We start from the raw sequence: 24,329 nt of genomic DNA, 5'->3' as shown, positions 1-24,329 counted from the left end.
GGTCAGATGTAGAAAAGGCTGGCTCTTTCGGGCCGGCCTTTCCGTGCGCATAACAAATCCTTCATGCAGCGCGGCGATCTGAATGCAGGAGATTTCCTAACTTGCCGTCATGAAAAAATACCTGCTTTTTCTGATCCTCCCTGTACTGGCGGGCATCTTCAGCTGCAACACCACCCGTAAAGCGGCTACCGCTGCCAATACCATCGGCCAGCTAAAATTTATCGGTGAATATATTGTTCCATATAACCTTCCTTTCAATGGTACGGTAACCGGTGGTTTATCCGGTATCGATTACGCCCCTTCCTCCGGGCAATATTATCTTATTTGTGATGACCGCTCCGCACTGAACCCGGCGCGTTTTTATACCGCCCGGCTTTACTTTTCCGATAAATCATTCGACAGTATAAAGTTCACAGGTGTTACTCCTTTGTTGCAACCCAACGGACAGCCTTATCCCGATACCAAAACCAATCCCTCGCTTACGCCCGACCCGGAAGCGATGCGGTATAATAGTAAAAAGCAACGACTGATGTGGAGCAGCGAAGGCGAACGCATTGTAAACGAAAAAGATACCATTCTTACCAATCCGGGTATTTATGAGATCCGCATGAACGGGCAATACCTGGATTCATTCGCGCTGCCATCGCAATTCAGGATGCAGGCCACAGAGAACGGGCCACGCCGCAATGGTGTATTTGAAGGACTGGGATTTACCCCCGGTTATAAATACCTGTATGTGAGCCTGGAAGAACCCCGTTATGAAGATGGTCCGAGAGCCGAAGTAGGGCAGGGCGCCTATACCCGTATCCTTAAATTTGACAACAACACCCGGCAACCGGTGGCGCAATATGCGTATAAACTAGAGCCGGTGGCGTTTCCCGCCATTCCTGAAAATGCGTTCAAAGTGAATGGCATTTCAGATATCATGGTGTTGGACAATAATAAAATATTAACCATTGAAAGGTCATTTTCCAGTGGCGTAAAGGATTGTACCATTAAAGTGTTTATCACCGATCTTAGCAATGCTACTGATATCAGCGGTATTAATTCCCTGCAGGCGGATACCCGTTTTAAGCCAGCGGCCAAAACGTTACTGCTGGATTTTGTGCACCTTGGGAAATATATAGATAACATTGAAGGCGTTACTTATGGTCCTGTTTTGCCTAACGGGCATCGGAGCCTGGTGTTCGTAGCAGATAATAATTTTTCTGATAAAGAAGAAAACCAGTTTTTCCTGTTCGAAGTTATCCCGTAAAACAATAATGACCACCGGTTGTTTATAATCAGAAAACCCCCGATATGAAACACTTGCCACTATTGTTGCTGCTGGTAGTCCTGGCTGCCTGTCAGCATTCCGGCGCCAAAACCGGCCAGCCGGATAGTATAGCAGTAAACTCTCCTTCAGACACTGCCTCCGGCGTTACTTATTCAGGAATGTTGCCCTGTGCTGATTGTGAGGGCATTGTTACGGAGCTGACCCTCCAAAGGCCACCGGATGATCATTTCACATTAAGAGAGACCTACAAGGGGAAGAACCAGACCTTTGCCAGTGAAGGCATTTATACCATTGTGCATGGCACCGCTGTTGACCCGGGAGCTACCGTGATTCACCTCAATCCCAATAAAGACAGAAACCTCCAGCGCTATTACCAGCAGGTGAATGAAAATGAGCTGTTGTTACTGGGTGCCGACCAGAAAACTATACAAACCAGCCTTAATTATACCCTGAAAAAGGTACTTTAATATTAAAGGAAGATAGAAGGAAGATGGGGAGCCGGTTTAAAATAAACCGGCTCCCCGCATTATATCAAAAAAGTCGCTTAAATTTAGCGGTGACCTGTGACCTTTTATCATTCTAACTTATTATGAATCGAATTCGGGGCTATCTGATTTTATGTTTATTCTTCTCTATACATACCTATGCCAAAGCACCGGTAGACAGTCTTCTGAAGGAGCTGAACAAGGTGATGGCGAAATCGGCTGCTTATGATTCCATTAAACTCCGTGGAATTGACAGCATAAAACTTACCCGGCAGGTGGCAGGCAATGATCCTGCCCGCCAGTACCTTATTTGCCGGCAATTATATAATGCTTACAAGGTATTTAATTTCGATTCCGCATTTACATATGCCCAGCAGCTGCAGGTATTGGCCGGCCAGTTGCATGATCCGGTATTGTTAACCGATGCCCGGATTAAGCTGGGATATGTTTTATTGTCATCGGGCATGTTTACAGAAACTGCTGCTTTTATTAATACCATTGACCCTACCGGCGCTCCGGATAGTATCCGGGTGGAGTTTTTCCTGATGAAGAGCCGGTTGTATTTCGACCTGGCAGACTATAACCAGGATAAGTATTATACCCCCGCCTATATTAAAGTGGCCAGTACATTTGTGGATTCTGCCCTCCACCTGATGCGTCCCAACTCTGTTGAGTACCGATACAATAAAGGATTGCAGCTATTCAAGCTGGGTAACATTCCGGCAGCGCTGGCCATTTTCCCGGATCTGAACCAGCCTGGTATTTCAGGGCGGCAACTGGCCATATTGGCCTGCACCCTGGGCTCTATTTATGATGCAGCCGGTAATAAGGATACCGCCATCAGCCTGATGGCCAGGTCGGCCATTGCGGATCTGCAGACTTCCACCAAAGAAACGATGGCCGCCTACAGCCTGGCAACCCTGCTTTTTGAAAGAGGTGATGTAAAGAATGCATCTCATTGTATTGAGCGGGCTATTTCGGAAGCGGTGTTTTACGGTGCAAGGCAAAGAAAGGTAATGGTAAGTAGTATTTTACCAATAATTGAGCATGAACGAATCATTACAGCAGAAGAAAGAACCAAGTCACTGCTGATCTATGCCGCTATTGTGACCCTGTTGCTGGTTGCGTTGGTGATATTGGCCATTACGGTGTTCCGGCAGGTACAAAAATTAAAAACCGCGCAGCGCATTATTACCGCAGCCAATCTTAAACAACAGGAAATCAACAACCAGTTGCTCGAAGCCAATAAAATTAAAGAGGAGTACGTGGGGTATTGTTTTAACATCAATGCTTCCTACATCGGTAAAATAGAAAAGCTAAAACAGAATCTTGAGCAAAAATTAACGGATAATAAGCCTTCAGAGCTAAGGTTCCTTGTAAATAATATCAATATCCGCCAGGAGAGAGAGGAACTATTTACCAGCTTCGACCGGGTATTCCTTAAAATATTCCCACATTTTGTGGCCGAGTTCAACGCGCTTTTTGACAAGGAGAACCAGGTGATCCTGAAAGAAAACGAACTGCTGAATACAGACATCCGGATTTTCGCGCTGATCCGTATCGGTATCAACGACAACGAAAAAATTGCCCGTATCCTGGAGTATTCTGTGAACACTATTTATGCCTATAAAACCAGGATCAAAAAGCGCGCGCTTATTCCAAGCGAAGAGTTCGAAACCCATATTATGAGCATTAAAGCCTTGTAAAAAGCGGGAAAAACCGTCTCACGCCATTAATATATTAATTATTTATATATAATCATAACCGTCTGATTATCAAAATTTTTTGTGAGATAATTTTGGTTTATTCGGCTTTATTTTCTATATTTTAACTGTAAAACTTGTTACCCTGCTGATTGATTTTTTACTTTGAATCAGTAGAATGATAATACCAAAACTCTAAATTCTAACAGGAGAACTAAAAACCACTAAAGAAGACAGAACGGCTAAGGTCGATTTAAAAAAACAAACATTATCCACGTTGACAAATTGCGGGCATCCCCGGCAAACAACGCCTTATTTCCATTATTAAAATTTAATGAAAAACATTTAATCCACGGAAGCAGTATTACATAACTGCTCAAAAAATCCACTTTATGTTTAAAACAAGATCCATCAAGAATCTTTTTTTGTGCTCATTGCTTTTAGCAATACAAGGTATAGTAGGTGCACAGAACAAGACCATTACCGGTAAGGTCACTGACAGGAACGGCGTTGCTATCCCAGGCGCTACTGTTCAGATAAAAGGTACCAAAAGCGGAACATCCGCCGATGCCGATGGGGTTTTTAAAGTAACTGCACCACCTGAAGCCTCCGCGCTGATCATCACTTTTATAGGATATGCCACCCAGGAAGTGAGCATTGCTGGTAAAACAACTATAAACGTACAGCTGGCACAGGAAAATACAACCCTCACTGATGTGGTGGTAGTAGGCTATGGTACCTCCCGTAAAAAGGACATTACCGGCGCTATAGCCCAGGTGAAAGCCGCTGATTTTAATAAGGGTATCACCTCCGCTCCCGATCAGCTGATCCAGGGTAAAGTATCCGGATTGATGATACTGAATAATAACGGTGCTCCCGGCGCCTCCGCCACGGTAAGGATCAGGGGCGTATCTTCTGTCCGTACTGGTAACCAGCCGCTTTATGTGGTGGATGGAGTACCCCTGGATGGCCGTGTGGCCCGCCCTTCCCTGAACCTCACAGGATTGGGACAAACACCGGACGCCAACCCGCTCAACTTTATCAACAGTAATGATATTGCGACCATGGAAGTATTGAAAGATGCTTCTGCCACCGCGATATATGGTTCCCGTGGTTCAAACGGCGTAATCATTATCAATACAAAAAAAGGAGTAACCGGTCCTACGGTAGTAGACGTAAACTACTCTGTAGGGATGAGCAACATCATGAGAAAGCTTGATGTACTCAATGCAGATGAATACCGTGCTGCCTTAAAAGAATACAATCTTACCGGCGACGGCGGCGGTAGCTCCGACGGACTTGGCTCTATCCTCAGAACAGGCGTTACCCAAAATGTACAGGTAGCAATGAGCGGTGGAAGTGAAACCAGCCGCTACAGGGCATCCTTTGGCTTACAGGACCAACAGGGTATTGTGAAGAAAACAGGCATGAAGAAATACACCGCTTCCCTCAGTGGCCAGAACAAATTCCTGGAAAGCAAACAATTGGGAATTGACTACGGCATCATGGCGGCACAAACCAGTGAACAATTGGCGCCTATTTCCAATAACGCCGGTTTCACCGGAAGTCTGATCGGTCAGGCATTACAATGGAACCCAACAGTTCCATTGACTAAACCCGACGGATCACTGAACATCCTCGCTAAAAACCAGGCGATCAACCCAATGAACATGTCGCAGGGTTATAACGATAAAGCCAACATCAGTTATATCCTGGCAAGTATTTCCCCGTACTTCAAATTCAATGACAACTGGGAATACCGCATGATGTACAGCGTAAACCACCAGGTAGGGCAAAGAAGGGCATCCCTGGATTCTTCCATTAACATCGACCAGGTACTGGGAGAAGGTATTGCCGCTTATAATACCGCAGAGCTGACTACCCAGTTATTCAATAATACCTTGAACTACACCAAAGAGTTTTCCGGTGGCTGGAATCTCGGCGCAATGGTGGGCTATGAATATCAGAAATTTGCTTACTCCGGTGTAGGTATCGGCGCAAGAGGCTTTCCTACTAACGCGGTAGATTACACGGATATCCTCCAGACACCTGAACAGGTGAATACCAACATCAACTCTTTCCGTAATCCTAGCTCAGAGCTGCAGTCTTTCTTTGGCAGGGTAACTATAAATGCAAAAGATAAATATCTCCTCACTGCTACAATGAGGGCAGATGGTTCCAGCAAGTTTGGCTCCAACAACCGTTATGGTTACTTCCCTTCCTTTGCAGCCAAATGGAATATTTCCAACGAAGGCTTCATGAAGGATAACACCTTCTTCAGCAACCTGGGATTAAGAGCCGGTTATGGTATCACTGGTAACCAGGAATTTCCTGCCGGTGCGGCACAAGCTCAGTACGGTTTAACCACCGGCGGCAAAGCCAGTCTCATCAACGTACCAAATCCAGACCTGAAATGGGAAGAATCCAAACAACTGAACGTTGGTGTTGATTTCGGATTCCTCAAAGGCCGGATAAGCGGTACCGCGGACTACTTCCTGAAAAACACCACCAACCTGTTGTTCAGCTTCCCGGCTATTCAACCGGCGCCAGCCTCCAGTTACTGGATCAACTTACCAGGTAAAGTAATGAATACGGGTGTGGAACTGTCTCTTAAAGGAAATATCATCCAGTCTAAAAACTGGCTGTGGAACCTGGGTGTAAACGGTACCTGGCTGAAAAATGAAATGTCTGGTTATTCCGGTCCTACGGTTAATACCGGTTCCATCGACGGACAAGGCGTATCCGGTGTAACCTCACAGCGCCTGGCGAACGGCTACCCGTTAAATACATTCTATCTCCGCAGATTTGAAGGCTTCGATGATAAAGGGGTGAGCATTTATTCCGATAACGGCAACACCCTTTATTACATGACAAACCCGAATCCGAAAGTATTACTGGGTATCAACACAGAAGTAGCCTATAAAAAATGGAGCCTTTCTGCCAGCTCTCACGGCGCCTTTGGTTTCCAGGTGTATAACAACACTGCCAACACGGTATTACCCATCGGTAATCTTGGCTCCAGGAACATCGCCAAAGCACTGGTTGGTAACGGCGAAGCACAAACGAACTCTCCCGCCGCTTCTTCCCGCTACCTGGAAAACGGTAACTTCCTGAAACTGGATAACCTGACTATCTCCTATAACCTAGGTCCTGTGGGTAAGGTTTTCAAAGCTGCTGCCGTATCCCTGACTGGTCAGAACCTGTTTGTAATTACAAAGTATACTGGATTTGATCCGGAAGTAAATACCGATAAAAACATAAATGGTGTAAGTTCATTTGGTATAGAATACTCTCCATACCCAACTGCAAGAACCTTTATGCTTGGTGTACAGTTTACCTTATAATCTACTTCTAAAAAAAGACCACAATGACGACTCAACATATAATTAAAACAGCCATAGTAATAGCCAGTGCCATTGGTTTCACGGCTTGTAGCTTAAATGAAGACCTGGGGAGCAACCTGAATCAGCAGCAGGCAGATTCACTGATCAAAGCATCCCAGCTGCTGGGATCTGCTTACGATAACCTTCAGAATGCCTACCAGGATTTTTCGCAGACATGGGGCATGTCTGAAATCAGTACCGATGAAGCGCTCGGACCCACACGTGGCGGCGACTGGGATGATAACGGTGTATGGCGCGCTCTTCACCAACACCAGTGGACACCGGATCACTCACATATTCAGAATACCTTCAGCGCCCTGTTGCTGGAACAGTTCAGCGCTACCAATGTATTGAATTTCCATCCTTCACCAAGACAGGAAGCAGAAGCACGTTTTCTGCGTGCCTTCTCAATGTTTGCGGTGATTGACCTGTACGGTCAGGTACCCTATCGTGAGCCGGGCGAAAACCTGCTGAAGCCACCAAAAGTTTTCAAGGCTGCCGAAGGATTGGACTTCATTGTCTCTGAATTGAATGCTATCCTGCCCAACCTGCCGGACAGGGTTACAGCCAAGGATGCTTATGTAGCCAGCCAGGATGCGGCCCGTTTCCTGCTGATGAAGATATATCTGAATAAGGGTGCTTTCCTGAACAGAAAAGCACCCACCTTCGATGCGGCAGATATGCAAAAGGTGATTGCCCTGGCCGACCAGATAACAGCCAGCGGTTATACCCTCCAGGCGAAATATTTCGACACCTTTGCAAGGGATAACGATGCAAAATCCACCGAAAATATCTTTACACAACTGAATGGCCCCGGGGTTAGTAATAACCGTAGCGGCAATAACGTTTACTGCCGTTGGATGTGTACCCTGCACTACAGCCAGAACCCCAGCGGATGGAATGGGTTTACCACTTTATCTGATTTCTACGATTCATTCGAAGCAACGGATACCCGCAGAGGCGGCGACTATGCAGGCGTTACAAATGTTTCCGGTTTGAAAGTAGGTTTCCTTTTGGGCCAGCAATATGATCAGACCGGTAAGAAGATCCTGGATAGAAGCAACCGCCCGCTTATCTTCACCCGCGAAGTGGAATTGAGAGCCACCGGCACGCAAGTGGAAATGTCTGGTATCAGGGTAGTGAAATATCCTCCTGACATGGGTTCCAGCGGTAGCAATGCCACCAACGACTTCGTATTTTTCCGTTATGCAGATGCGGTGCTGATGAAAGCTGAGGCGCTGATCAGAACCGGCAATACCGCGGCAGCACTCCTGATTGTAAATGACCTGCGTTCGAAACGCGGCGCTACGCTATTCACCAGCATTGATCTCACCAAGATGCTTGCTGAAAGAGGCCGTGAATTATATTGGGAAGGCTGGAGAAGAATGGATCTGATCCGCTTTGGTAAATACCTGGACGCATGGCAGCTGAAAACTGTAAGCGATCCAAAATACCTGCTGTTCCCGATTCCAACCAGTGATCTTGCTGTAAATCCAAACCTGGTACAAAACCCGGGCTACTGATAATTATTCTTTTGTTGCGGGCAGGGCTATCCGGCCCTGCCACCGCAGCAAATCCTTCTCCCAAAATATATTTTATACCTGCTACGCATTACATAGCTAATGCGACAGGGGAGTTTTTTGCGTAGCAATTCAATTATTCTTATGTATACAAAAGCTCTGCTAAGGCGCTCAGGATGGATTTTACTGCTTTCCTGCCTGTCGGCCCAGGCACAAAACCAGGTAAAAAAGATCGGTAAAATAAATACGGTCAGCATCTCAGGGCAACAGATAAAAATCAGTGCGGAAAACGCGTTCGCGGAAATCACCGTGTACAGTCCTTCTGTGGTCCGTGTAAGAATGGATCAGCATCCGCTTGCGGCAGATTTTTCTTATGCGGTAATTGCCAAACCAACCACCACCCGGTTGCAGACTACACAAAACAACAATGAAATCAATGTAACCACGGATTCCCTTCAACTGCGTATTTCTAAAAATCCTTTTGCCATCCGCTTTCTTACCCTTTCGGGAGAAATGATTAATGAGGATGAAGAAGGATTGACTACTTCCTGGATCGGCGATGAAGTAACCACCTACAAGAAAATGCAGGAAGGGGAACGGTTTATTGGTCTTGGCGAAAAAACCGGTAACCTCGACCGTAAAGGAGAAGGCTATACGAACTGGAACTCTGATAAGTTTGGCTATGCTGCCAACCAGGATCCCATATACGCCACCATCCCTTTTTACGTGGGGATACATCATCATATCAATTACGGTATTTTCTTTGACAATACCTTCCAGAGCGATTTTAACTTCGGCGCCAGCAACAACCGCTTTTCTTCTTTTGGCGCAAGGGGAGGAGAGATGAATTACTATTTCATCTATCACCCACAAATGGCGGATATCATTACGTCTTATACCAATCTTACCGGCCGCATGCCCATGCCGCCGCTGTGGAGCCTCGGATACCAGCAGAACCGCTACAGTTACTACCCCGACACCGAAGTATTACGGATTGCGCAAACCCTGCGGGAGAAAAAAATCCCGGCAGATGGTATTACCCTCGACATCCATTACATGGACGCCTACAAACTGTTTACCTGGAACAAAAACCGTTTCCCCAATCCCCAACAACTCAGCAAACAGCTGAATGATATGGGATTTAAACTTACCGTAATTGTAGATCCAGGCATAAAAGTAGAAGAAGGTTATGCTGCTTACGAGAGTGGAAAAAAAGAAAACATCTTTATCAAATATAGCGACGGACAAAATTATACCGGGCAGGTATGGCCCGGCTGGTGCCACTTCCCGGACTTTACCAGTGGAAAGGGCCGCGACTGGTGGAAAGGCCAGATAAAATCGTATATGCGTGACGGTGTGCGTGGTATATGGAACGACATGAATGAAATTGCCACCTGGGGCCAAAAGATGCCTAACAACGTGATCTTTGATTACGAGGGGCATCCGGTAACCCACCAGCAGGCGCACAATGTATATGGTCTTGAAATGGTACGTGCCAGCTATGAAGGCTCCAGGGAGGAATTAAAGAAACGCCCGTTCCTGTTAACCAGGGCCGCTTACGCAGGCTCGCAGCGCTACAGTGCTATCTGGACCGGCGACAACCGCGCGGAAGAAGATCATATGTTGCTGGGAGTTCGCCTGATGAACAGTTTGGGTGTTAGCGGCATGCCTTTCTCAGGTATGGACATAGGCGGTTTTACCGGCAACGCTACCGTGAGTCTGTATGCCCGCTGGATGCAGATCGGCGCCTTCATTCCTTACTACCGTAACCACACAGGGGTAAATACCAAGTCGTCCGAACCATGGGCATATGGCGAAGAGGTGCTGGAAATTTCCCGCAATTATGTAAACCTGCGTTACCGCTTGCTTCCCTACCTCTACAGTTCGATGTTTGAAGCAACACGTACCGGCATGCCCGTTATGCGTACGCTGGCGCTCACCAATACCTTTGACGCCAATGTTTACGACACCCGTTTCCAGAACCAGTATGGGTACGGGAATGCCTTTATGGTGGCGCCCTTTGAAAGCACAAAAGAATTCGGCTCCATCTATTTCCCGGAGGGAAAATGGTATAACCTTTATAACGACACCATCACCGCCGGGAAGCAGGAAGTTGTTACGCCGCTGAATATAAAATCCCTGCCGGTATATGTAAAAGAAAGCAGTATCATCCCGATGCAATCGTTGATACAAAATACTTCCGAAAAGCCGTCAGATACGCTTTTCCTGCACATCTACAAAGGTGATAAACAAAATACCTTTGTTTATTATGAAGATGACGGAGAAACTTTTGATAACGAGAAAGGAGTGTATTATCAACGGACTATCGCTTATCATCCCGCGGATAAAAAAATTATCCTGGAAAAAGTAAGTGGCAGTTATGCATCGAAATTTCACCACATTAAATTATTACTCCACGGATTTGGGGACCAAAAAAGTATAACCGTTAATGGTAGTCCGCTATCGTTAGTGTCAACTGGTTATTCTTTCCTTTCACCTATATCACGCTTTGATCCGCAAGGATCCTCGATTCCCGCAGAGCGTTGCACTGTACAGCAGGCAACCTTTGATAATGGTAATCAGTTAATTAACGTGGATTTGTAATAATAAGAACGGCCTCCTGGATTTTCCGGGGGGTCTTCTTTATATTTGGGCATGAAATACTTGCCTTTTCTGCTGTTGCTGTTCTTTTCAGCCTGTATATATAGCGCCCGCCAACATAATACAACGGTTACGATCGCAGATGATACCATCCCTTCTGATATAGACTCTCTAATCCATCTTTACAAAGCATTTGAACAGGACACCCTGGAAATTTTACCCGGCGCTTTTGGTGATCCTGACACCTGGCATTTTAAAGGTACTGCCATCGATAGCCAGCTACAGCCGTTGCTGAGCGATCGCAGGTATAATGAAGATTATCTTTTTTACGCCTGCTATAAATTCAACCTGAATGCCAATACAATTGGCCTGGTTACCAGGTCTCCTTCTGAATACGAATCTTCTTCCGTTAAACTGTTTGCTTACCATAAGAAAACCAAAACCATCACCTTTGAAACTGAGCTGGCAGAAGAATTTGGCGACGCCGGTGATGTGCTGATAAAAAAGTCCTGGCTGTATCATTCTCCGGACAATGGCTGGCAGGCGATCCTGGAAAATTTCAGCTCCAGTCAGTATGGGGTTCCCGAAGATACCGTTGCCGTAGAATCCTATGATTACTATCATTTAACCTGGAATGGCAGCAAAATAGATACGCTCAGCACCGATAGTTCCGCCTTGGTGCAGGTATATAAACTGATGCCGGCAAATAAAAAATAGCGCTTGTTTGCTACCGCTTTTTACTATTATATTTGGGATGTCCTGCACCCTTACCTTCACTTTCACCTTAAAGCCGTCAATATGAACTTTAGTATTATCACTCCGGCAGATGGAGCATATGATCAGTGGAACGATCGTGGTGCGAACCTGAGATGGAAGGGGCATCCTTCCGGGATCATTCCTGTAACTACTGTCGATGAACTGAAAGACGCGCTGCAATATGCAGTGGACAATAGCAAGCGGGTAGTGGTACGCGGTGGCGGCCACTGTCTTGAAAATTTTGTAGGTGATCCTGCTGTAGAAATAGTGATTGATATTTCCAACATAAAGGGGATCCGCTATGATGAAGGAATGAATGCGATTGAGGTGATGGCAGGTGCAACATTGGGAGAGGTGTTTGAAACACTGGACCGCGAGTGGGGTGTTTTACTCCCGGCCGGACAGCATCCGGCCATCGGGATAGGAGGGCATATATCCGGAGGGGCTTTTGGCTTTCTGCATCGTCACCATGGGCTGGGAGCCGATTACCTGTATGCAGTAGAAGTGCTTTGGGTAAATAATGAGCGGCAGGTGGAAAAGGTGATTGCTACAAGGGAAGAAACAGATAGTAACCGTGAACTCTGGTGGGCGCATACAGGAGGTGGTACCGGCAATTTCGGGATTGTTACCCGTTATTGGTTCCGGGCACCCGGTGTAACAGCGCGTGATCCTTCCCTGTTACTACCCAAGTCGCCGGAAGTACTGGAAACAATGGAGATGGAATGGGACTGGGATCAGATAGATGAGCGGGTATTTAAACAATTGCTGGACAATTTCGGAGAGTGGGGTAAGATGCACAGCAGTACAGACACGGAGGCCGGCAGGCTGTTTGCCACGCTTTACCTCTCCAATAAGGTGACTGGTAAAATTATGTTGAAGGCTGTGTTATCCGATTGTCCGGAAGAAATAGCAGAAGAATTTGCAGCCGCAGTTTCCGCAGGCATGGGTATAACAGGAAGAGCTATACGAAAACCGATGCGTTGGGTGGAATTTGCGTTACAGCCTTTTCCGGATATTTTCATAGACATGCGGGTTGCTTTCAAAGTAAAAGATGCCTTGCTACGTGCACCCTATACAGCCGCACAAATCGGAACCATATACCGGCATCTGACGGAGCATAATGATGTGCCGGGAGGTTCTGTTGGCGTCGCTTTTTTTGGTGGCAAGATGAATGCTGTAGCGGCGGATGCTACTGCATTCCCACAGCGGGACTCGATTTTAGCCACTGCCTGTACATCCGGCTGGTTAGATGCGGCAGATGAAGCGAAGTCTGTTGCATGGACCCGTAATATTTATCAGGAGCTGTTTGCAGCAACAGGCGGAGCACCTGTACCCGGGGAGCAAACAGGCGGATGTTTGATTGCCCATCCCGATGCTGATATGGCGGATGAACAATTTAATAAATCAGGTGTGCCGTGGCATGTGTTTTACTACCAGGATAATTATGAGCGGCTTCAGCGTGTAAAAAGAAAGTGGGACCCGTGCGGAATATTCCGGCACAGGCTGGGTGTGGAAGGGATATAAGCATCTATTTAAAATTCCTGGCTTCAGAAAATAACGTCGCGGATATTTCATCCGTTTTTGATGGTGGTTGCATTAGCGGAGTTGTTGTTTTTGAAGGAAGTAGCTGACGCAAGAATTTAGACAAATCGTAACAACAGGATACAATAATGTGAACCACCTCGCCTTCGCGTTGCAGGGTACCTTCCACCATCAGCAACCTGGCCTGCAGGATTTCTTTACGATACTTATCAAACAGTTGTTGAAAGACCACCAGGTTACTGCAACCCGTTTCATCTTCGATAGTGATAAAGCAAACACCCTTAGCGGTGCCCGGTCGTTGGCGTACCAGTACAAGACCCGCTACCTTCACTGCTGCGCCATTTTTTACGCCATCCAGTTCTTTTGCGGAGAGGATATGCAGCAACTGTAATTTTTCCCGGACAAAGCTTACAGGATGTGCTTTCAAAGACAAGGTGGTGGTGCTGTAATCGTGTACAACATGTTCTGATACCGTCATTTCCGGTAGCTGCACATGGGTTTCTGCAGCGCTTTCAGATGGCTGGCCTGTGAAAATACCAACAGGTCGGTCGTGAAGTGCGGAGACCTCCCAGAGTGCCTGACGGCGATCAAGTCCCATCGACCGGAAGGCATCTGCATCTGCCAGTTTCTCCAGCGTGATCAATGTAACACCTGCATCCCGCAGTGCATGGATGGTGGTATAGCCTGTACCCCGGCGGTCAATTAATGACTGTACATCCTCCTGGCCGAGGCCTTTTATCTGTCGGAAGCCGAGGCGCAGCGCGCATAATTTCCCTGTTTTTTCTTCCAGTATATTATCCCAGAGAGAAAGATTTACATCTGCAGGTCTTACTTCCACACCATGTTTACGGGCATCAATAACAATTTGTGCCGGCTGATAAAAGCCCATGGGCAAACTGTTTAACAATGCGCAGGCAAAAACATCCGGGTAATGACATTTGAGCCAACTGGAAACGTACACCAGCAGGGCGAAGCTGGCGGCATGGCTTTCAGGGAAACCATAACTTCCAAACCCTTCCAGCTGCTTAAAAACACGTAGGGCAAAATCGGCGTCGTATCCATTTTTCACCATGCCTTTTACCAGTTTTTCCCGGAACCGGCTTACCTGTCCGGCTGCCTTGAAAGTGGCCATGCTTCTCCGGAGTTCATCTGCTTCCGATGGAGTAAAGCCAGCAGCTACTATAGCAATTTTCATCGCCTGTTCCTGGAACAGGGGAACTCCTAACGTTTTTTTTAAAATTTCTTTCAGTTCAGGAGAGGGGTAATCCGGCTTTTCCTCTCCATTGCGACGGCGCAGATAAGGATGCACCATATCGCCCTGGATGGGTCCAGGTCTTACAATCGCTACTTCAATAACCAGGTCATAAAAGCAGGTGGGCTTTAGCCGTGGTAGCATGGATTGTTGCGCACGGCTTTCGATCTGGAATACACCAATAGTATCGGCATGGCCTATCATTTCATACACATCAGGATCATCCTGCGGTACGCTTGCCAGGGTAAGAGGACGATTGTGATGCGTTTTTGCCAGGTCGAAAGCTTTGCGGATACAGGTAAGCATGCCGAGGGCGAGCACATCTATCTTAAGAAAGCCAAGAACATCGATATCATCTTTATTCCATTCAATACAGGTTCTGTTTTCCATGCGTGCATTCAGAATAGGACACAGATCAGAGAGGGCGCCTTGTGTGATAACAAAGCCACCGGTATGCTGCCCCAGCTGACGAGGAAAACCGATGAACTCCTGCGTGAGTTCCAGCATCTTCCGCAGATGCGCATCACTGGGATCAAATCCCTGTTCTGCAAGGCCTTCCCCTTCCAGCCATTTGGCGGTAAAATCCCATACGGAAGCAGAAAGACGATTGATAGTATCAACAGACAAGCCCATTGCTTTTCCTACATCGCGGATAGCCCCCTTTTGTCTTTGTTGGGTAACAGTGGCTACAATGGCGGCGCGGTGGCGACCATACTTTTCATAAATGTATTGAATCACTTCTTCCCTGCGTTCATGTTCGAAATCCACATCAATATCAGGGGGCTCGTTACGGGCGGAGGAAATAAACCGTTCAAACAGCAGGTCAATTTTTGTAGGATCTACAGCAGTAATGCCCAGGCAATAACAAACCGTTGAATTTGCTGCTGAACCGCGGCCCTGGCAAAGAATTCCCTGCTGCCTCGCAAAACGGACGATGTCATATACGGTGAGGAAATAAGATGCGTAATTCATCTCTTTTATAAAAGAGAGTTCATAGTGAATCGCAGTAGTAATTTTTTCAGGGATATCATCTCCGAAGTACTCCCTGGCGCCTTCCCATGCTAAATGTGTAAGTTCTTCCAGTGGTGCGCGGCCATTGCTGGTAATTTCTTCCGGGTATACATATTTAAGTGTATCAAGAGAAAAACAACAGCTTTCTGCAATCTCTTTTGTACGCAGGATCGCATCAGGATATTGCCGGAAGAGGCGTAACATTTCCTGTTGTGGCTTTAAGTATCTTTCTGCGTTTTCATGCAAACGATAACCCGCGGTATAAATGGTACATTTCTCCCTGATACAGGTTACAATATCCTGCAGCTGCCGACGTTCGGGGATATGATAATGTACATCGCCGGTAGCTACTAAAGGAATATTATATTGAGAAGATAACTGTGAAAGACGGTGTAACTTTTTAAAATCATCTCCCTGATAAGAGCGGGTGGCAGCAAGATAGAGGTTTGTTCCCAGTACCTCCCGGTACTCTTTCATAGCTACGCTGAAGGCGTCATCAAATTCAAATCTTTCATTCAGGGTTGCGGGTGGTAATGCAATAAATTTCATGCCGGCGGCATGTTCAAATACATCTGTTTTGTATAAGTGACATTGTCCTTTTTCTGCTCTCAGATTGCCTTTGGTGAGCAATGCAGAAAGGCGTCCGTATGCCTGTGTATCAGTGGGATAAGCAAGTAAGGAAGGTCCATCCAGCAGATCGATCCGGCAGGCGGGTATGATGCGTATCCCGCTGGTTTTTGCAGCTGCATGTCCGCGAACAATACCAGCAAGACTATTTCGGTCTGTAATCGCTATTTCTTTATAACCCAGTGCTGCAGCCTGTTCTACCAGTTCTCCCGGGTGTGACGCGCCTCTTAAAAAGCTAAAGTTGGTGGTGATCTGTAATTCTGTGTAGCTCATATCTCCTCTTTTTTCTCACGCAAAAAAACCATGAATAAACCAGGCATGGGGTTTATCACCGGTATAATGCCCCAGCCTGAACAGCCAGTAACGGCTGCCAGCATCATCTTCCACTACATAATAATCCCGGTGCTGTCCTTGTTGCAGCCACCATTCACTTTCAATCCGTTCAGGGCCATCCGCTTTCTTTACTTTATGTACTTTTCCTTTATAACGGAAATGCATCGGTGGATAATCGGGTATGGGCGCCGCTACTTCTATCGGTTCAGGTTTGGAAAGCAGTTGAATGGGACGGGGCCTGTCTGTTTTCCATGAAGTAGCTGTTTTTTCAATAAGACTGGTAACGGGTTTAACGGACCACTCCGGCCAGTGATGTTCAGCAGGCAGATAGCGGTGAACAGTTCCTTTGCCAGCCTTACCTTCCAGCCGGTCGATCAGCTCCGCGATACCCACATCTTCCAGTCCTCCTGCAGCATTCCAGAATGTTTCCTGCAAGGGCCGCACCTCTTCCACTTTAGGCGCTTCCAGTACAAATAATTCAATCCCCAGGTCTGGTTTGATCGTTGGTATTTTCGCCTCAAACAATTTGAACAGGTGGTTGATATTATGTGATGGATGCCCGGTACCGATCTCCAATTGTTCAATGGCCCCGTCTACCTTATAGCATTTCAGCACAGCGTTCCGGAGTCCTTTTTCCTCCTGGGAAAGGCGGTGGCAAAGGGCTTCCAGCAATCGCCTGAGCGCAATTTCAATACCGGTACCTGTTACAATAGGCTCCAGGCATGGCAGCCGTTCCTGGTAGGGTTCAACCGGCAGCAGGGGTTGAATTACTTCATCTTCCTGTCCGGTGAACTGATCAAGCCGGAGTAGCAGCTCCTGGCCAAAGCGCCGGCGGAGCACTGTTCTGGGCATTCCTATAAAGCTTCCTGCCTCGCGCAGGCCTAATTTCATTAACCTTTCGCAGATAGCGGGTTCCAGTCGTAATGCAGTCGGAGGCATGTCCATTAATGCAGCAGACTGCTCACCCGTGGGAATTACAGACAGTGTTTGACTGAACCGCGGCATGGCCCATGCTGCGCCAATCGTATCGGCCATGCCTGCACGCACCTGGTATCCAATATGCGTAAGTTTGGTCACTATATCTTTCAGATATAATTCTTCGCTGCCCCAAAGGTGTGCACAGCCGGTAACTTCCAGCAGCAGGCCATCGGGGGGATCTGTTGCGGTTACAGGTGTGAAGCGGATAGCCCATTCCCCTAGTGCGTTTAATATGCGGTTCGATTGCCCCGGCTTATCATCAATTACCTCCAGTGTGCCGATGAGCGCGCGTGCATCCGCCACGGCCATTCCCTTTGTGATGCCTTGCAACTGCGCGGCTCTGCTGGCTGCTGTTACAATCATCCGGCCGTGATCGGGAGTAGCCAGCACAAACGCTTCCTGTTGCAACGCCGGGCGGCAACGGATTAACCAATCGGTCATCAGATGAGGAAACCATATGGAAACAAAACGCCTGGCCATACTACCCGATTTTGCGGATCAGTTCCGGTGGTGCGGAAGACAATTGCTCATCCATCAACCTGAACCTGCCGGCTGACCATTCTATTTGCCAGGTGCCAGGCTTACCATTCCGGATCTTTAGCAGATCAACATTCCAGCGGGGATAGCCAACACCAGGCAACCCATCTTCCGGTTCGCTGGCTAATGGTGTAATGCGCCAGCGGGAAACACAGGCGGTGGGATTAACAGCAGTGGATTCCCGGCGAATAATAAACCCTGTTACCCTGCTTTGTTCTACTGCCAGTTGCAGGCGGCGGGAGGCGGTAAAACTGATATCCCTTACTTCCCCGATAACTGCGGCGAGTCCTTCACACTTCAATGCTTCTTCCATTGCCCAGAGTACATCCTTCTCCCGTTTCAGGTCTACAAAAATGATCCGTTCAGGCTCGATACCAAAGGTTTTCAGGGCAGGAGGAAAAAGCGTGCGGCAGGTGCTGATCCATATACAGGCGCCGCCGCCCTGCATTAACGCATTTAATAAACCACCGATAAACCCGGTGGCCGCAGCAGTATGTTCTGCTGCCGCACTCATAAACTCATGTATTGCTCCGGTTGGAAATGTTGCATTCGGAAAAGCAGCTGTAACCCGCCCAAGTCCCATATCCACACTCGTATTACTGGCTTGTTTAAAGCCCTGCAAATGGAGAATATCCCTTTGCAAGCCGGCAATAATAGCTGCTTTATCTGCGGGCATAGTTGACAGCTGGTTTAAATACTCATGACTAATTTATTTAGCAATAATACTAAATAAATTAGTATTTCATCAATATTCTTTCCGGATATATGTAACTTGTGGTCGGCATAATTTAAAGTGCATCGGCATGTTACAGAACAGAGTTGATCCATCCGGTAATATTATCAGGACAGAGGCCAGGGGACTATTTATGGGTAACCGGGGCGTTTTACACAACGACAACAAAGAAATTGTCAGGCCTTATAAGATCAAGATCTGGATTACTTGTATGTTGGCATTTAAAAACAGGAGAAGACCGGTAATGGCTCCTAACCGGTATACAGAACTCTTTTTTATGGATGAAGCAACTTCCTTTGCTGCCGGCCACCGGCCGTGTTTTGAATGCCGCAAAGCAGATGCGCATCAATTTAAATCCCTTTGGTTGAAAGGTAATCCGGATAAAGGGTTTAATGAAAAAACACTTATTAAAGAGATAGATAACATCCTTCATACAGAAAGGATAGATGAGCATAACCTAAAGATTACATTCGGGGAACATCCGGAAAACCTGCCCGACGGCACATTTGTACGCATAGGGGAGGAGCCTTATCTTCTTAATAAGGGGTTGCTGTATTTATGGTCGCCCGGTGGTTATTCAGAAGGCATCCCTTTGCCGGGGAGCGGGAAACTACCTGTTTTAACGCCGGCCTCTGTGGTGAATGCCTTCAGGGCAGGCTATGTTCCTCAAATGGCCATTTAATAGGATTAAGGGCAAGAAACGGGTTCTTTCAGATGGGTGTGGATGGTAAATTTGTATCATCATAAAAAAATAAAAAGATGACATACTATCATAAAAAAATGACTTCTCCCGTAGGGCAGCTTACGCTGATAGCGAGTGACAAAGGTTTGGCCGCAGTGCTGTGGGAAAATGAACTTGCAGACCGCGTACCCATAAGCGCCGGTGCAAACGATATACATCATCCTATCCTTTGCCAGGCAGAAGAACAACTCAATGAATACTTTGCCAAAAAGCGAACTTCTTTTACTGTAGAACTGGACTTTGTGGGAACGGAATTTCAAAAGAAGATATGGAAAGCACTGCTGACAATTCCTTTCGGTGAAACGAGGACCTATGGCCAGATCGCCAAACAAATTGGTGATCCGAAAGCAGTACGTGCTGTTGGTGGTGCAGCCAATAAAAATCCCATTTCTATTATTGCTCCCTGTCACCGGGTGATAGGCGCTTCCGGAAAATTAGTCGGATTTGCAGGTGGTATAGCCAACAAAAACCGCTTACTTCAACTAGAAAACAGTGTTAGTCCTACGTTGTTTTAGGCACTTGCTGACGTGGGGAGTTTATACTATCTTTCCACAAACCTGAAATAAGTGTTGCATACCTTTTCAACAGAAAACTTTCACTCCATCTGTGATCAACTATGTACCCAGGATCCGGAGTTAGCCTTCATTGTGAAAACATATGGCTATCCGCCGATGTGGACAAGACCCAATACATTTGAAAGCCTGATACACATTATCCTGGAACAGCAGGTATCACTGGCTTCCGCCTTAGCGGCGCTCAATAAATTAAGAGAGAAACTCACAAAAATTACACCCGCCAAACTGCTGGAACTCACGGACGAAGAATTAAAAGCCTGTTATTTCAGCCGGCAGAAGATGTCGTATGCCCGGTTTTTAGCCCAGGCCATTCAAAGCAAAGCATTCAACCCTAAAGCCATGGAAAAGCTGCCGGATGAAGAGGTAAGGAAAGCGCTGGTAGCGCTGAAAGGAATCGGCAACTGGACGGCGGATGTATACCTGATGTTTGTATTGCAACGCGCGGATATTTTCCCCATCGGAGACCTGGCCGCCGTAAATGCACTCAAGCAGGTGAAGAAATTACCTAAAGACACTCCTCCAGAGAAACTACTGGGAATATCGGCAGCATGGCAGCCCTACCGAACTGTTGCCACGATGATATTGTGGCATTATTACCTGTCGCTGCGGGTAAAAGATACCTCTGCAGAAACGGAGAAAATAAAGAAGGCGGTGACGCTTTAGGGACGGATCATACCGGGCTTAAGCACGGCTTAAAGGTGGACTTGATCAACATCACTTAGCAGGGCACATGGTAGCTATTTCATCAGCAGCTTTAATACTTCTTCTTTGCGTTGACGGGAAACAGGCACCTGGCTGCCATCTTCCATGGAAATGGCGCCACCTTCTGTTTTTATCCAGGCTGTAATTTTATGGCTGTTGACCAGGTGGGACTGGTGGGTGCGTATAAAATGTTTATCAGCCAGCAGGTCGTTGTATTCTTTCAGGGTTTTACAAACAATCAGTTTTTTTTGACCGGAGATGTATACATGCGTGTAGTTTCCTGCCGCTTCGAGGCGTACGATATCTTCCGGCAGGGCAAAAATAATTTTATCGGCCAGTGGGAATGCAATACGGTTTTCTGCCATGGGCTTGCCCATATTGGCTACCAGTTCCCGTAAACGGCTGTTTTCCTGCTGGGGTACAATCTGTGCGATCGCTTTTTCCACTGCGCCGGAAAGTTCCAGTACATCTATAGGTTTCAGCACATAGTCGATAGCGCAGGCTTTTACTGCCGCAATACCGTAGTGGTCATAGGCTGTAACAAAAATAACTTCAAAGCGCCTGTTGGCAGGAAGTGATTGCAGCAGCTGAAGCCCTGAGCCTCCGGGCATTTCAATGTCGAGGAAAAGAAGGTCTGGTTCCAGTTGCTTGATGAGCCTGAGCGCACTCGCCGCAGAATCGGCTTCCCCGACTATGTCAATAGCCTGACAGTATTCGCCCAGGAGTACGCGCAGGTTATCCCTGCTTTTTGCCTCATCATCTACAAGAATACTTTTTATCTTCATACACTTTCAATTGGAATAGTGAGTAATGCCGTTGTGCCGTTTCCGTTACTGATATGCAAACTGGCTGTTTGTCCGGCGATACTAAAAAGCTGCAGCCTTTCCTGTACCAGTTTTAATCCTACACTTTTATGCGTGCCGTTGCCGGCTTCCGGATGATATCCCTGGCCATTGTCGTACACTGCGATCAGTAATGCCGCGCCTTGTTTCCCCACCGTAATGCGGAGTAAGCCTGCTTTTCCTTTGGAAGAAATACCGTGCAGGATCGCATTTTCCACCAGCGGTTGTAAAATCATGCCGGGGATATCTACCAGGTCAGTAGCCAGTTCTTCAGGGATATCTATTTCAAAGGAGAAATCAAAACGCAGTTGTTCAAGCTCGCAGTAAAGGCGTATGGTAGCCAGTTCATCTGCCAGCGTGATCATATTCTTTTCCACATTATGCAATACACTTCTTAATAACAACGAAAATTTTACAAGATAGGTATTGGCAGCTTTATATTGGCTGGTGTTGATCAACGATTGAATGGAGTTCAGCGCATTAAAAATAAAATGCGGATTCATCTGCGAGCGAATGGCTTTAATTTCCAGCTCCCGGATCGCGGTTTTCATGGCCTCCGCCCGCTTGATCCGCTGAATGCGCACCCGGTAAATCCAGATGCCCACCAGCACAGTAAAGAGGATGGAGCCAAGGCTCCATCCAATAATATTCATCACGCCGGCTTTTTGCAGGACCGAAAAGCGCGGTGCTTTTGCGGCATCATCGATGGCCGTATTCAGGTCATCCCATAAGTTGTCGTCGGAATAGATATGATCTGATATTATTTTTCCCCATTGATCCAGTACAACAACATTTTTCTTGCCCATTTCGGATATCCCGTATACTTCATAGTTTTTATCTCCCTGGTTTTTTATTTCAATACTGTTAAAGTTGGGCAGTGTTGCGAGTTCCGGATCATGTCGGCGGTTAAGGCCAGGCTCATTGATCCATGCGAACACAAAGGTTACTTCGGGATGCTTTTTAACCATTTTAACCAACGCACTATCCTGAAAGTAGCTGGCATGGTCAAATATGAGACAGGTAGTTTTACCATGCTGAGTTTTCAAATCATACGTTTTGCCATTGGCTAGCGATAGGATTGGGTATGGCGCTGTATTACCCGGCGCCCAGTGTTCCATGAACTTCCAATCTTTTATAATGGGTTTAATGATGCTGCTGTCGTCGCAGTTACGAATAAAGTCTTCGAAATAAGGTTTCAGTCGCTGGTTTTTTGCAAAGCTATTTGCTTTCATGCTCTCGTTGATCCCTTTTGATAATTTATAGTACAACGGGTATCCCTTCAGCATAGAAAGCAGGACAAAGTAATTGCTGTAAAAGGAAGATTCTTCTGAACTGCCGCCAGCAGAGAGTCCGATGCGTGACTGCTGATAAATCAGGAGCCAATCGAGGTATTGATGATAGAAGGAGAAGTGATTGTCGTGATAAGAATTCATTGTCACCGGCATGGTATCAATACCGGTGGTAATCATTTCCGGTATGCCCTCAAATGGCCGTTTTTCCGGGGCTACCCGGTAGCCATGATTATACAGAAAAACCAGCCAGTCATCCGCAATACGGTATTGCCAGTTGGTTTTATAGTAGTCGATACTTTCGGGAGATGCTTTCCCCTCATAGCTTTGCAGCACTGCTTTGAATCTGGCATTTGCGCTTTCCTGTGCGGCCAGCACTTCCTGCAATGTTTTGTTTCTGTACATGGTATTCATGCCCTCGTCACCGTAAAAGACGTCATTCACCTCCTCTGCCAGCATGGAACTCCATTGGGCACTACCCGACAGCTTTCTGGGTTGCCGTCCCCGGGAAGTATCGGCATCCGCTTCAATGATCAGCGTATCGCCAGGTGCTAAGAAAACATACCCTCCGTTATTTTCCATAGCAATATACCGGCGTTCCGGTTTTGTTAACAGCAACGGGCAATAAAATTCTCCCCGGCTATTAACAGGAAAGCTGAGGGTGCTGTCTCCCAGTTCAATTTCCACTTGCTTTTTATGAGCGTGTGCCAACGTGCCTTTTATCAATGCATTGCCTGCAACCGGAAAGGACGCGCCGGTAAGCAACTGGGCGTATTGATATTCGGTTTTGGCGGGAATGAGGCCAGGTATGCCGTTATTGGCGCTGCGCCATTTCAGCATCGCTTCTATCGCGGGGCGCAGCTCCTCCGGCGGCATAGGTGAGAAAGTTGAACGGATGGATATGCCGACCTGCTTCTGAGGACTATAACTCGTCATCAGCACCGGCAACGGTGGTTGATCTTTGTCGGTGGTCAATGATACGATTTCGCCGTTGGCTGTAATTTCCAGCAGGAACATCCCTTTAGGCGGCTTTTTGTCTAACCCCTGTTTATAAGGCGGATAATAACTATCGTACCCCATCCAGCCAAACTTCTGATCATATGGAGTATACGCTACCACTCTTTCATGGGTGATGCTGTATTGTTGGTTGCCATTAGGCAGCTGGTTCTGCAACCGGTACCGCAGCACATACCGGCGTTGAAACTGTAATAACGGCTCCATTACCGGATAGTAATTATTATCCTTGTGCTTCGTGATCTGCATATCAAACCAGTCGCCCGGTTTCAGGGCAAAGTAGCCGGGCTTGTCCTGTGCGGGCAGCAGGTAGGGCAGGCAAAGCAGCAACCATAGATAAACTGTTCTTTTCATGATACAATAATTTTATTGTACCAAAGCTATCTTTATCAGACGCCTGGGTTTACATCCACTTAGCAAACGGTAAA

Annotated in this window: 16 protein-coding genes; 11 read left to right on the top strand and 5 right to left on the bottom strand. The window is 46.9% G+C overall.

Translation table 11 applies throughout. The features are described 5' to 3' along the window. Window positions 1–109: 109 nt before the first annotated feature. From QFZ51_RS03940 to QFZ51_RS03905, 8 genes are all read left to right on the top strand, one after another. The gene (locus tag QFZ51_RS03940) at window positions 110–1,255 is read left to right on the top strand and encodes an esterase-like activity of phytase family protein (protein ID WP_429043377.1); all 1,146 of its coding nucleotides are present in this window, start codon (window positions 110–112) and stop codon (window positions 1,253–1,255) included. A 44-nt stretch (window positions 1,256–1,299) separates the two neighbouring features. Continuing rightward, window positions 1,300–1,743: a copper resistance protein NlpE gene (locus QFZ51_RS03935; protein WP_429043375.1), complete on the top strand. Its 444-nt coding sequence runs from the start codon at window positions 1,300–1,302 to the stop codon at window positions 1,741–1,743. A gap of 122 nt (window positions 1,744–1,865) precedes the next feature. Continuing rightward, window positions 1,866–3,467 (top strand): DUF6377 domain-containing protein, encoded by a 1,602-nt coding sequence (locus tag QFZ51_RS03930; RefSeq protein WP_429043373.1) that lies wholly within the window; start codon window positions 1,866–1,868, stop codon window positions 3,465–3,467. 389 nt (window positions 3,468–3,856) lie between these two features. Next, window positions 3,857–6,808, top strand: a complete 2,952-nt coding sequence (locus QFZ51_RS03925) for a SusC/RagA family TonB-linked outer membrane protein (RefSeq protein ID WP_429043372.1) — start codon at window positions 3,857–3,859, stop codon at window positions 6,806–6,808. A 23-nt stretch (window positions 6,809–6,831) separates the two neighbouring features. Then, entirely contained in the window at window positions 6,832–8,370 is a 1,539-nt protein-coding gene (locus tag QFZ51_RS03920) for a RagB/SusD family nutrient uptake outer membrane protein (protein ID WP_429043370.1), read from the top strand. A gap of 141 nt (window positions 8,371–8,511) precedes the next feature. Then, a complete protein-coding gene (locus QFZ51_RS03915; protein ID WP_429043367.1) occupies window positions 8,512–10,971 on the top strand; it encodes a TIM-barrel domain-containing protein in 2,460 nt (819 codons plus the stop codon). 51 nt (window positions 10,972–11,022) lie between these two features. After that, entirely contained in the window at window positions 11,023–11,685 is a 663-nt protein-coding gene (locus QFZ51_RS03910) for a hypothetical protein (protein ID WP_429043365.1), read from the top strand. 81 nt (window positions 11,686–11,766) lie between these two features. After that, window positions 11,767–13,248, top strand: coding sequence for an FAD-binding protein (locus QFZ51_RS03905; RefSeq protein ID WP_429043362.1), 1,482 nt, complete (start codon window positions 11,767–11,769; stop codon window positions 13,246–13,248). Window positions 13,249–13,252: 4 nt separating this feature from the next. Here the strand turns inward: QFZ51_RS03905 and QFZ51_RS03900 are convergent, their stop codons facing one another. From QFZ51_RS03900 to QFZ51_RS03890, 3 genes are read right to left on the bottom strand one after another with little or no spacing between them, the layout of a single operon-like run. After that, on the bottom strand, window positions 13,253–16,429 hold the full coding sequence (locus QFZ51_RS03900; RefSeq protein WP_429043359.1) for an error-prone DNA polymerase: 3,177 nt from the start codon (window positions 16,427–16,429) through the stop codon (window positions 13,253–13,255). A gap of 15 nt (window positions 16,430–16,444) precedes the next feature. Then, a complete protein-coding gene (locus QFZ51_RS03895; RefSeq protein ID WP_429043357.1) occupies window positions 16,445–17,947 on the bottom strand; it encodes a Y-family DNA polymerase in 1,503 nt (500 codons plus the stop codon). 1 nt (window position 17,948) lies between these two features. Continuing rightward, a complete protein-coding gene (locus QFZ51_RS03890) occupies window positions 17,949–18,680 on the bottom strand; it encodes an ImuA family protein (RefSeq protein ID WP_429043354.1) in 732 nt (243 codons plus the stop codon). 127 nt (window positions 18,681–18,807) lie between these two features. Here QFZ51_RS03890 and QFZ51_RS03885 point away from each other — a divergent pair, with 127 nt between their 5' ends. The 3 genes from QFZ51_RS03885 (at window position 18,808) to QFZ51_RS03875 (ending at window position 20,717) form a co-directional block, all read left to right on the top strand. After that, window positions 18,808–19,419: a hypothetical protein gene (locus tag QFZ51_RS03885; protein ID WP_429043351.1), complete on the top strand. Its 612-nt coding sequence runs from the start codon at window positions 18,808–18,810 to the stop codon at window positions 19,417–19,419. Between the two features lie 77 nt (window positions 19,420–19,496). Continuing rightward, window positions 19,497–19,994, top strand: coding sequence for a methylated-DNA--[protein]-cysteine S-methyltransferase (locus QFZ51_RS03880; RefSeq protein WP_429043349.1), 498 nt, complete (start codon window positions 19,497–19,499; stop codon window positions 19,992–19,994). Between the two features lie 51 nt (window positions 19,995–20,045). Then, on the top strand, window positions 20,046–20,717 hold the full coding sequence (locus QFZ51_RS03875) for a DNA-3-methyladenine glycosylase family protein (protein ID WP_429043346.1): 672 nt from the start codon (window positions 20,046–20,048) through the stop codon (window positions 20,715–20,717). Between the two features lie 74 nt (window positions 20,718–20,791). Here QFZ51_RS03875 and QFZ51_RS03870 read toward each other — a convergent pair whose 3' ends face one another. Together QFZ51_RS03870 and QFZ51_RS03865 are read right to left on the bottom strand one after the other, a co-directional pair. Beyond that, window positions 20,792–21,541: a LytR/AlgR family response regulator transcription factor gene (locus QFZ51_RS03870; protein ID WP_429043344.1), complete on the bottom strand. Its 750-nt coding sequence runs from the start codon at window positions 21,539–21,541 to the stop codon at window positions 20,792–20,794. Continuing rightward, window positions 21,538–24,255, bottom strand: a complete 2,718-nt coding sequence (locus QFZ51_RS03865; RefSeq protein ID WP_429043341.1) for a sensor histidine kinase — start codon at window positions 24,253–24,255, stop codon at window positions 21,538–21,540. The genes QFZ51_RS03870 and QFZ51_RS03865 overlap by 4 nt, the downstream gene beginning before the upstream one ends. Between the last annotated feature and the right edge of the window lie 74 nt (window positions 24,256–24,329).

Origin of the sequence: Chitinophaga sp. W3I9 (genome assembly GCF_050434025.1) — a bacterium.
In the GTDB taxonomy this organism is placed as follows: domain Bacteria; phylum Bacteroidota; class Bacteroidia; order Chitinophagales; family Chitinophagaceae; genus Chitinophaga.
The sequence above is the reverse complement of the archived record's forward strand: the minus strand, read 5'-3'. Positions and strand labels throughout refer to the sequence as shown.